General features: G+C 66.4%; 11 protein-coding genes and 2 tRNA genes. All 13 read left to right on the top strand.

What is annotated here, in order from left to right:
* Positions 1 to 175 precede the first annotated feature (175 nt).
* Positions 176 to 251: transfer RNA gene (locus AB1824_11795), tRNA-Gln, on the top strand.
* Between the two features lie 5 nt (positions 252 to 256).
* Positions 257 to 331 (top strand) — tRNA-Glu (locus AB1824_11790).
* 176 nt (positions 332 to 507) lie between these two features.
* Complete coding sequence (locus tag AB1824_11785) at positions 508 to 2,346, top strand: acyl-CoA dehydrogenase (protein ID MEW5765646.1); 1,839 nt, start codon at positions 508 to 510, stop codon at positions 2,344 to 2,346.
* Positions 2,347 to 2,379: 33 nt separating this feature from the next.
* On the top strand, positions 2,380 to 4,560 hold the full coding sequence (locus AB1824_11780; GenBank protein MEW5765645.1) for a UvrD-helicase domain-containing protein: 2,181 nt from the start codon (positions 2,380 to 2,382) through the stop codon (positions 4,558 to 4,560).
* A gap of 224 nt (positions 4,561 to 4,784) precedes the next feature.
* Entirely contained in the window at positions 4,785 to 5,141 is a 357-nt protein-coding gene (locus AB1824_11775) for an NADH-quinone oxidoreductase subunit A (GenBank protein MEW5765644.1), read from the top strand.
* Positions 5,138 to 5,755, top strand: a complete 618-nt coding sequence (locus AB1824_11770) for an NADH-quinone oxidoreductase subunit B family protein (GenBank protein ID MEW5765643.1) — start codon at positions 5,138 to 5,140, stop codon at positions 5,753 to 5,755. Before AB1824_11775 ends, AB1824_11770 begins: the two co-directional genes overlap by 4 nt.
* Positions 5,756 to 5,764: 9 nt before the next feature.
* On the top strand, positions 5,765 to 6,472 hold the full coding sequence (locus AB1824_11765; GenBank protein MEW5765642.1) for an NADH-quinone oxidoreductase subunit C: 708 nt from the start codon (positions 5,765 to 5,767) through the stop codon (positions 6,470 to 6,472).
* Positions 6,462 to 7,604: an NADH-quinone oxidoreductase subunit D gene (locus AB1824_11760; protein MEW5765641.1), complete on the top strand. Its 1,143-nt coding sequence runs from the start codon at positions 6,462 to 6,464 to the stop codon at positions 7,602 to 7,604. Before AB1824_11765 ends, AB1824_11760 begins: the two co-directional genes overlap by 11 nt.
* Before the next feature lie 154 nt (positions 7,605 to 7,758).
* Positions 7,759 to 8,811, top strand: coding sequence for an NADH-quinone oxidoreductase subunit NuoH (gene nuoH / locus AB1824_11755; GenBank protein ID MEW5765640.1), 1,053 nt, complete (start codon positions 7,759 to 7,761; stop codon positions 8,809 to 8,811).
* Between the two features lie 4 nt (positions 8,812 to 8,815).
* Positions 8,816 to 9,292 (top strand): NADH-quinone oxidoreductase subunit I, encoded by a 477-nt coding sequence (locus tag AB1824_11750; protein ID MEW5765639.1) that lies wholly within the window; start codon positions 8,816 to 8,818, stop codon positions 9,290 to 9,292.
* Positions 9,293 to 9,411: 119 nt separating this feature from the next.
* Entirely contained in the window at positions 9,412 to 9,948 is a 537-nt protein-coding gene (locus AB1824_11745) for an NADH-quinone oxidoreductase subunit J (protein ID MEW5765638.1), read from the top strand.
* Position 9,949: 1 nt separating this feature from the next.
* A complete protein-coding gene (gene nuoK / locus AB1824_11740) occupies positions 9,950 to 10,249 on the top strand; it encodes an NADH-quinone oxidoreductase subunit NuoK (GenBank protein ID MEW5765637.1) in 300 nt (99 codons plus the stop codon).
* A 91-nt stretch (positions 10,250 to 10,340) separates the two neighbouring features.
* Positions 10,341 to 10,613, top strand: a 273-nt coding sequence (locus AB1824_11735) for a hypothetical protein (GenBank protein MEW5765636.1), incomplete at its 3' end; no start/stop codon positions are given.

The following is a 10,613-nucleotide window of genomic DNA, read 5'->3' as shown; positions in this document are numbered from 1 at the left end:
TCAGCCTCATCCTGGAGCACCCCTCCTTTCGGGGGCGGCGCCCCTCCACTTGTTTACTTCCTTTCGGCAAGATTCTTAGGTGAGGCAACGAATCCATTTCGGAAAGAAATTAGCTGAGGCAAGTCGAGCCCTTGACAGAAGGGGTCTCGATTCGTAAAATTAAATGCTGTTCCGCTGGGGAGTAGTTCAACTGGTGGAACGCCTGGCTCTGGACCAGGATGTTGGGGGTTCGAGTCCTCCCTCCCCAGCCAGACATGGCCCGTTCGTTCAGCGGTTAGGACACCGGCCTCTCACGTCGGTAACACGGGTTCGATTCCCGTACGGGCTACCAGCAAACCGAAGGCGGAGGCACGGCCTCCGCCTTTTTCGTGCGACCGCCGAGGGCAGCGCGTGCCCTCGCATCCCTTGTCAGGCGACCCACGGCGGGCGCATCATCAGCCATTGCGTGGCCGGCTCCGCATGTCGTGTCCGCACCTCGGAGAACCGGCCGAAGGAAGGGGATTCGGGATGGCGTATCCGGACGACTCTCGCGACGTGAAGTTCAATCTCTTCGAATGGCTCCCCCTCGATGACCTCCTCGCCCGGGAGCGGTTCGCCGGACAGGAGAGGGCGGACCTGGAAATGGTGCTGGAGGAGGCTCTCAAGGTCTGCCAGGGGGCCGCGGCGCCCGCGGACCTGGAAGGCGACCGGGTGGGCGCGCGCTGGGAGGAAGGGAGCGTTCGCCTTCCCCCCGGGATGAAGAAGGCCTACGCGGCCCTGGCCGAAGGGGGATGGATCGGGGCCACGGCCGGCACGGAGTTCGGAGGGATGGGCCTTCCCGAGGTGGTCGGCACGGGAATCATGGAGTACCTGGTGGGGTCCAACCCCTCCCTGAGCCTCACGGCCATGCTCACGCGCGGGGCCGCCCAGCTCATCGAGAGCTTCGGTACGGAGACCCTGAAGAACCTCTATTGCGAGAAGATGTACCAGGGCACTTGGACGGGCACCATGTGCCTGACGGAGCCCTCGGCGGGGAGCGACCTCGGCGACATCCAGACCAAGGCGATCCGCCGGGAGGATGGAACGTACGCCCTCTCCGGCCAGAAGATCTTCATCACCTCCGGCGACCACGACTACACGCCGAACATCATTCACGCGGTCCTGGCCCGGGTGGAGGGGGCTCCCCGCGGCCCCAAAGGACTGAGCCTCTTCGCGGTGCCGAAGGTGCGCGTGAACCCGGACGGGACTCTGGGAGAAGACAACGACGTCCAGTGCGCCGGAATCGAGGAGAAACTGGGCATCCACGGATCGCCCACCTGCACGCTGGTTTTCGGCGAGCGGGGCGGTTGCGTGGGGCACCTCATCGGGCGGGAGCGCCTCGGGCTCCTTCACATGTTCCAGATGATGAACTCCGCCCGCTACGAAGTGGGGGTTCAGGGCATGGCCATCGGATCGGCCGCCCACCAGGCCGCCCTCGCCTTCGCCCGGGAGAGGCTCCAGGGCCGCCGCCACGACGACAAGGACCCCTCCAGCCCGCAGGTCCCCATCCTCGAGCATCCCGACGTCCGCAGGAACCTCCTGCTCCAAAGCGCCTACGTCCAGGCCATGCGCGCGCTTCTCTCCTACACGGCCTACTGCATGGACGTGGCCCACGCCGGAGAGGGAGAGGAAGGGGAGCGCCACGCGGGCCTCGTGGAGATCCTCACGCCCATCTGCAAGGCCTGGTGCTCGGATTGGGGCTTCCGGGTCACGGAATGGGCCATGCAGACCTTCGGCGGATATGGGTACACGCGGGAGTTCCCCGCCGAACGGTACCTGCGGGACGCCAAGATCGCCTCGATCTACGAGGGCACAAACGGGATCCAGGCCCTGGACCTGGTGGGCCGGAAGTTCCGTATACAGAACGGCCGGTACCTGGCCTTCTTCTTGGATCGGGCCAGGCGGTCTCTCGCCGCGGTGCCCGCTCAAGGGCCCCTTGCCGCCGGAGGCCCGCGGCTTCAGCAGGCCCTCTCCAGCCTCGAAGCGTGCTTGGAGGTCATGAGGGCCGCCGCCGATCCCGGCCTGTTCGGCCTCCTCAACGCCGTGCCGCTACTGGACATCTGCGGACACGTCCTCGCGGGCGGCCTCCTCCTCGAACAGGCTGTCCTGGCTCGAGAACGTCTGGGCTCCCTGGCGCGAGAGCGAGGGGTGGACCTCGAGGACCCGTCGGCCCTCGACGGTCTCCTCGATCAGAGCGAGGAGGCCCGCTTTTACCACAACAAGGTGGAGGCGGCCCTGCACTTCGCCCACCGGGCCCTGCCCATGGCCTCGGCCCAAGCCGAAGGCCTCCTGTGCGGCGACGTGAGCCCCCTCCGGGCACGGCTCTGAGCCGGAGGCCGGAGGATCGGGAAGGGCCTCACCTTGGACGACCGGATGCTGGACACGCTCAATCCCGAACAGAGGCTCGCCGTGACGGAACCCGGCGGAGCCGCCCTGGTCCTCGCCGGGGCGGGGTCCGGAAAGACCCGGGTCATCGCCCACCGCATCGCGCACCTGCTCTCCGCCCGCCACGTCTCGGCCCACTCCGTGTTGGCCGTCACCTTCACAAACAAGGCCGCGGAGGAAATGCGGGCGCGGGTCCTTGATCTCCTCCAAAAGCCCGCGCTGCCCTTCCTGTGGATCGGGACCTTCCACGCCATGTGCGCGCGGCTCTTGCGAGCCGACGTGGAGGCCCTCGGGGGTCCGTACAACCGGAACTTCACCATTCTCGACGCCGACGACTCGGCGGGGCTGGTCCGGCGCCTCCTGAGGGACCGGGGGGTATCGGAGAGAAACATCCAGCCCCGGGCCGTCCTCTCCGCCATCAGCCGGGCCAAGACCGAAGGGCTGAGCGCCGAGGCCTTCGCGGAGAAGGCCAGGGGCCACTTCTTTCTGACCGTGGCCCCCGTGTACCTCGCCTACGAACGCCAGCTCGCCGATTCCAACTCCATGGACTTCGACGACCTGCTCGGGGTGGCCCTGCGCCTTCTGGAGGAGCGCCCCGAAGTCCGCGCCAAGTACCAGCATCAGTTCCAGCATATCCTCGTGGACGAGTACCAGGACACCAACCGGATTCAGTACCGCCTCCTCCGGGTTCTCTCGGAGAAGTGGGGGAACCTCTTCGCCGTGGGCGACGAGGACCAGTCCATCTACCGTTGGAGGGGGGCCGACATCCAGAACATCCTCGACTTTCAGCGGGACTTCCGGGGAGCCAAGGTCATCAAACTGGAACGGAACTACCGCTCCACGCGGGCCATACTCGAGGCGGCCAACCATCTCGTGGCCCACAACACGCGGCGCATCGGGAAGAATCTCTGGACGGAGCGCGGAGACGGCGGGGCGGTGCGGGTCTTCGCCGCGCCCTCGGACCGCGAGGAAGCGGCCTACGTGGCCGACTCCATGCTTTCCCTCAAGGCCCGGTACGCCTGGCGCCAGATGGCCGTGCTCTATCGGACCAACGCCCAGTCGAGAACCTTCGAGGAGGCGTGCCTCAACCGGCGCATCCCCTACCAGGTGGTCGGCGGCCTCAAGTTCTACGAGCGGAAGGAAGTCAAGGACGTCCTCGCCTACCTCCGGGCGGGCCTGAATCCGCAGGACCGCCTGGCCGTGGCGCGCATCCTCAACGTGCCCCCGCGCGGGCTGGGCGCGACCACGGTCGAGAAACTCGCGGCCCTGGCGGAGGAGCGTCGGACGACCCTGGTGGAGGCCATCCGGGCGGCCGCCGAGGAGGGGCTCTTCCCCTCCCGGACCTGCACGGCCCTGCGGGGTTTTCTGGACATCCTTCAGGGCGTGGGCAAGCGGGCCGCGGCCGGCGGACCCGCGGCCGTGACGCAATGGGTACTTGAGGCCACGGGGTACGTGGCGTACCTGGCGGAGCAGGGCGAGTCGGGCCCGGACCCCGAGGCCCGGATCGAAAACGTCCGGGAACTCGTGTCCGCCATGCGGGAATTCGAGAGCCGGGAGGGGGGCGACCTCCGTCTCTTTCTCGAACGACAGGCTCTCGCGAGCGATCAGGATGAGCTGAAGGACGGGCCCGTGGACGCAGTGCGCCTCATGACGCTTCACGCGGCCAAGGGCCTGGAGTTTCCAGTGGTGTTCCTGTCGGGCCTGGAACAGGACCTGTGCCCTCACGCCCTCTCCTCCCAGACCGAGGAGGGACTCGAAGAGGAGCGCCGGCTGTGCTACGTGGGCATGACGAGGGCGATGGACCGGCTCACCCTGACCTGGGCCCGTCAGCGCTACGTTTTCGGCGTGGTACAGGATCGGCTTCCCTCCCCCTTCCTCGGTGAGATCCCTGGGGGTCGCGTGGAGGAGGTCCACGGGGTGGAGCGCGCCCCCATGAGCCTCCTGGAGGCCGCCGCACTCCTGGACGCGGCGGAGGCCCCCAAGCCCGCCCCTCAGAAGGTCCTGCGTGTCGGCGCGCGCATCCACCACAAGAAATACGGCTTCGGCATCGTTCTGGCCCTCGAGGGGAGCGGGGAGAGCCAGAAGGTGACGGTCTCCTTCAACCGCTTCGGGCGGAAGAAACTCTTGGCGTCCCTGGCGGGCCTCGACCTGGTCTGAGGAGCCGACCCGGATCTTGGGGGAAATGCCCCAAGAGGACCGTTCCCGCCCGGGCCGCTCGAAGCGAACCCAACCGCCGTCGCGTGGGGAACCGCGTCCAGGGTCGGTCCGGGACCCCGCCGCCGCGTTCCGCTTTCTCCCTCTGGAACCTTGACACTACGGCCTCTCTCGACTATATTCAGCGCCTTTAGGCCCGCGCCCGCCCGCCCAAGGGAGGATCGTACATGTCGGCTTACCTTCCCGTAGGGATCTTCCTGGCCCTGGCTCTCGCCATCGTGCCCCTCACCATGGTTCTGGGCCGTTTCATCCGCCCTCGGCGATACAACGCCGTCAAGGCGGAGCCCTACGAATGCGGCATTGAAGTGAAGGAGGCCCCGCCGGGCAAGATCTCCGTCCACTTCTACCTGGTGGCCGTGGTCTTTTTGGTCTTCGACGTGGAGACCATCTTCCTCCTGCCCTGGGCCGTGGCCTTTGACAAGCTGGGCCTCTTCGGATTGATCGAAGTTTTCGTCTTTCTCGCCCTGCTCATCGCGGCGTACGTCTACGCGTGGCTGAAGGGGGCGTTGAGGTGGGAAGAATGAGCCGGGACTTGAGCGGAGGCGCCCACCCCGCGTGGGTGGGGCTGGCCAAGCTGGACGTCCTTTTCGACTACTGCCGCCGGAACAGCCTGTGGCCCATGACCTTCGGCCTGGCGTGCTGCGCCATCGAGATGATCAGCGCCATGTGTTCCCGGTACGACATGGCCCGCTTCGGCTCCGAGGTCATGCGGCCCTCGCCCCGCCAGTCCGACGTGATGATCATCGCGGGCACAATCACCCTCAAGATGGCCCCCGTGGTGCGGCGCCTCTACGACCAGATGCCCGACCCCAAGTGGGTCATCGCCATGGGCAGCTGCGCCATCAAAGGGGGCCCCTACGACGACTACGCGGTCCTCCAGGGGGCCGGGTTGATCGTTCCCGTGGACGTGTACGTGAACGGGTGCCCTCCGCGTCCGGAGGCCCTCATCTACGCCCTCATGCGCCTCCAGGAGAAGATCCGCAACCCGAAGGTGGCGCAAGAGCCCACCTTCAAGGGCGTCCTGCGCGACCGCCCGACCAAGGGCTGGATGGCGAAGGGCGAGGAGATCCCCGAGGTCGTGGCCGACTACGAATCCAGAGGCCACGTGGTTCAGTCCGCCCAGATTTTGAAGGATTAGGGGACGCAGATGACTGACGAGATCAAGGCGCCCGGACCGCCGGAGCCCCCGCCGCAGGAGGCGGGTGGAGACGCCGCGCCGGTCGAGAAGCCCGCGGCGGCCAAGCCTGCGGCCCCCAAGGCGCCCGCCGCTCCCAAGAAGTGGGAGCCCACGGGGGAGGTGGTCCTGAACGCTCCGGCCCAGGCACTCGCCGAAAGGTTCGGGGAATCTGTCCGGGGCGTCAAGAGCCCCTGCGGAGAGGCCGGGGTCCTCGTGGACAAGGCCCGCCTCGTGGAGATCCTCACCTTCCTGAGGGACGACCCCGGGTGCGCCATGAACTACCTGAGCGACCTGACGGGCGCCCACTACCCCATCAACGACAAGAAATTCGAGGTGGTCTACCACCTGTATTCCCTGGAAAAGGGCCACTCCCTCCGCGTGAAGGTTCAGCTCGAGGACGGAGAGCCCTGTCCCACCGCCACCGGCGTGTGGCCCGGAGCGGACTGGATGGAACGGGAGGCCCACGACATGCTGGGGATCGTCTTCGAGGGCCACCCCAACCTCAAGGTCATCCTCCTTCCGGACGACTTCGAAGGTCACCCCCTGAGGAAGGAGTTCCCCCTCGGCGGCGCCCAGGAGGAGATGATCCGCTCGAACCGGTACGGGAAGCCCGTCTACCTCCCCGACGACGTGGAGGAGGCCCGGAAAATCGTCGAGGAGCAGCGCCATGGCCGGTGACGTGATGGGCCCTTCAGGCTCCCCGCTGCAGGACGTCCTGGAAACCCACGAAGTGGAGCTGAACCTCGGGCCGCAGCATCCGGCCACCCACGGCGTCTACCGGGCCCTGGTCCGGCTGGACGGAGAGCGGGTGGTGGGGATGGAGTCCATCATCGGCTACCTCCACCGCGGCATCGAGAAGTGGTGCGAGTACCGGACCTGGACGCAGGCCACGCCCGTCTTCGACCGGCTCGACTACGTGGCGGCGGTCCTGAACTGCCACGGGTACGTGGGGGCCGTGGAGAAGCTCCTCAACCTGGAGGTCCCCAAGAAGGCCCAGTACATCCGGGTCGTCCTCGACGAACTCCAGCGGATCGCGAACCATCTCCTGTGGCTCGGCACCCACGCCCTGGATGTGGGCGCCCAGTCCATGCTCTTTTACGGAATCCGGGAGCGGGAGGCCATCCTGGACCTCTTCGAAGCGATGCTGGGCCAGCGCCTCCTGCCCAACGCCTACCCCATCGGGGGCGTGCGCTTCGACTTCCCGAAGGGCTGGGAGGCGGTCTGCCGCCGGTTCCTCGAGGAGATGCCCAAGAAGGTCGACGACTACGAGACCCTGCTCACGGGGAACCGGATCTGGGTCCAGCGCACCAAGGGGGTCGGGGTGATCTCGGCGGACCAGGCCATCGCCCTTTCCCTGTCGGGTCCCACCCTCCGGGGCTCCGGGGTGAACTTCGACGTGCGCAAGGCCTTGCCCTATTCGAGCTACCAGGACTTCGACTTCGAGGTGCCCCTGGGCCAGAACGGGGACGTCTTCGACCGGTACCTCTGCCGCGTCCGGGAGATGCGCCAGAGCCTCCGCATCATCCGTCAGGCGCTGGACGGCATGCCCGAGGGGGACCTCAAGGGCAAGGTGGGCCGCATCATCCGGCCGCCCGCGGGAGAGGCCTACTTCACGGTGGAGGCGGCCAAGGGCCAGCTCGGCTACTACATCGTGAGCGAAGGGGCCGAGAAGCCCTGGAGGGTCCACGTTCGGGCCCCCTCCTTCATCAACCTTCAGGGAATCGAGACCATGTGCCGCGGCGCGCTCATCGCCGACGTGGTGGCCATCATCGGCTCCCTCGACATCGTTCTCGGCGAAGTGGACAGGTAAGGATGGAAACCATGAGCCCACGAGGCCGCGAACCCGTGAACGATGAGCCGACGAGAGGTTTGCCGTTTTTCGCGATCTCTCCTGGGATCATGGGCTCACGGACTCCCGGGCTCGTATCGGCGGAGACCGGGGCCTCCGACAAGGGAAACCGAAGATGAATGAGAATTGGCTCCTCGCGCAGATCGGAATGCCCCTGCTCAAGATCCTCATTCTCCTGGTGCCCGTCTTCACGGTGGTGGCCTACATGGTCTGGTTCGAGCGCCGGGTCCTGGGCTTCTTCCAGTCCCGCCTCGGTCCGAACCGGGTGGGCCCCCTGGGACTCCTCCAACCGGTGGCCGACGGCCTCAAGCTCCTCCTGAAGGAGGACATCGTCCCCGCCAACGCGAGGCCCTTCCTGTTCAAGATGGCCCCGGTCTTCTCCTTCTTCCCGGCGCTGGTGGGCTTCGCGGTGGTCTCCTGGGCCCTGCCCTGGGTCTCCCCCGCGGGAAATCGTCACGGGTTTGTCATCGCCGACGTGAACCTCGGGATCCTCCTCATCCTTTCCCTTTCCTCCCTCGGGATTTTCGGGATCATCCTGGGCGGGTGGTCCTCGGGATCCAAGTACCCCCTCTTCGGGAGCCTGAGGTCCGCCAGCCAGATGCTGGCCTACGAAGTGCCCCTGACCCTCTCGGTCATTTCCGTGGTGCTCCTGGCGGGCTCCTTCCGCCTGAGCGACATCGTGGCCGCCCAGCAGGCCCTGGGATGGTATTTCCTGTTCCCGGGGCTCGTGGCTTTCGGCGTCTACATCGTGGCGGCGGTGGCCGAAACCAACCGAACGCCCTTCGACCTGCCCGAAGGCGAGAGCGAGATCATCGGGTTTCACACCGAGTACTCGGGCATGCGATTCGCCTTCTATTTCGTGGCGGAGTACGCCAACGTGGTCCTCACGAGCGTGGTGGCCGCGGCGCTCTTCCTGGGCGGGTACGACATCCCCTTCGTCAAGGACGCCGCGCTCTACGCGACGCACCCGAGGCTCGTGAGCGCGCTGGGCGTCTGTTCCTTCGCCGCGAAGGGGGCCCTCTTCGCCTACTTCTTCGTGTGGATCCGCGCCACGTGGCCCCGATACCGCTACGACCAGCTTCTGAGGATCGGCTGGCTGGTCCTCTTTCCCATCGCCATGGCCAACCTGGTCCTCGTGGCCCTGTTCAAGCTTTGGCTCCTGAGGTGACCGAATGAGCGCCGCCCTCCAGTTCTTGAAGATGGTGACCTTTTGGGAGCTCTTGAAGGGTATGAGGGTCACCCACAAGTACATGGTGAAGCCGAAGGTCACCGAGCTTTACCCCGACGTCCGCCCGGTTCTCCCGTACCGCACCAAGGGACGGCTCCACGTGGAGATCGAGACCTGCATTTCCTGCCGGATGTGCGAAAAGGCCTGTCCGGAGGGGTGCATCAAGGTTTTTCCTCCCCCCAAGGAGGTCTTCAAGACGGACAAGCGTCCGGCGGAGTTTTACCTGAACCAGGAGCACTGCCTCCATTGCGGGCTCTGCGTGGATCCCTGCCCGACGGGCTCCATCCACCATTCCCAGGAGTTTGAGCTGGTTGTGTTCGACCACAGGGAGTTGCTCTTTGACCGGGAGAGGCTCCCCTACGACCTGGATCAGACCCGCTACAGGTGGAACTGGATCGAGAACGTGCCGGTGAAGAAGTGATGAGTCTCCGGGCAGGAGCGAAGGGCGCCGGCGAAGGAAGGGGTCCTGGGGTTTCTTGAGGCGAATTCTCCGCGGCCCGTGGGTCACCGCGGTGGGAAGAACATTCGGGAGGAGAGGGGATGACGGTCTTCATGATCCTGCTCGCGGCGGTCATCGTGGCGTGTGCGCTCGGGGTGGTCTTCGCGCGCAGTCCCATCACGGCCGCCGTTTCGCTCCTGGTGGGCTTTCTCGGCCTGGCGGTCCTGTACCTCGCCCTCCGAGCCGAGTTCGTGGCGGCCGTACAGGTCCTCGTGTACGCCGGCGGCATCATGGTCCTGTACCTCTTCGGCATCATGCTGGTGGACAACCAGGTGCTCCGGTTGACGCGCCAGGTCCACTTCCAGGCCTGGCCGGCCTTCGTGCTCGTCTTGGCGCTCTTCCTCTGGATGGGGCACCGCCTCTACCACAGCGAGTACGCCGCTTCCCCTGGAGGGCGCCCCGCCGTCGCGGCGACCGCCGACGCGGAGGCGTCCCCACAACCCGCTCCGGCGGCGGACAACACGCGCAGGGTCGCCAAGGTCCTCTACGGCGATTTCCTCTATCCCTTCGAGGCGGCCTCCATCCTCCTCCTCGTGGCGGTGGTCGGCGGCGTCTTCCTGGCCAAGAAGGAGGTCTGACGTGTCCATCCCGGCGCTGGTCCTGGTGGGTTTTCTCCTCTTCTGTCTCGGCATCTTCGGCGTCCTCGCGAGACGGAATTTCATCGTCGTCCTCCTGTCCATCGAATTGATCTTCGCCGGGGCCGGCCTCAACTTCGTGGCCTTTTCGAACCTCTGGCAGAACCTGACGGGACAGGTGTTCACGGTCTTCCTCATCGCCGTGGCCGCCGGGGAAGCGGCCGTGGGCCTCGGGCTCCTCATCGCCCTGTACCGGGTGAAGCACACCGCCAACGTGGACGAAGCCAGGGAGTTGAAGGGATGAATTTCGGATCTGGAACTTCGAATTTCGAAGGCGCCTGTCCCCACGCTCTCGCCGGCTCTCTGGGGAGAGGCTTTCGGGCGGGAGGTGGCGCATGACCTCCGTGCAACTTCTCTGGTTGATTCCCGTGCTGCCGGCGCTGGGTGCGCTGGTGAACGGCGCCTTCGGGTGGAAGTGGGAGCAGGGGAACCGGAAGGTGATCTCGGCGGTGGCGCTGGTGGCGACGGGGCTGTCGTTGGCGCTGGCGCTGTGGAACATCGCGGTGCTGGTGGGGATGGACTGGACGGCGCTGCCTTCGCTGCCGTCGAACGTGACGGCGGACGCGGCGCACCACCGGTTGAGCCTGCACCTGTGCGAGTGGATTCCG

Source organism: Acidobacteriota bacterium (assembly GCA_040752915.1).
Taxonomy (GTDB): Bacteria; Acidobacteriota; UBA4820; order UBA4820; family DSQY01; genus JBFLVU01.
This window is presented reverse-complemented; position numbering and strand designations above follow the sequence as displayed.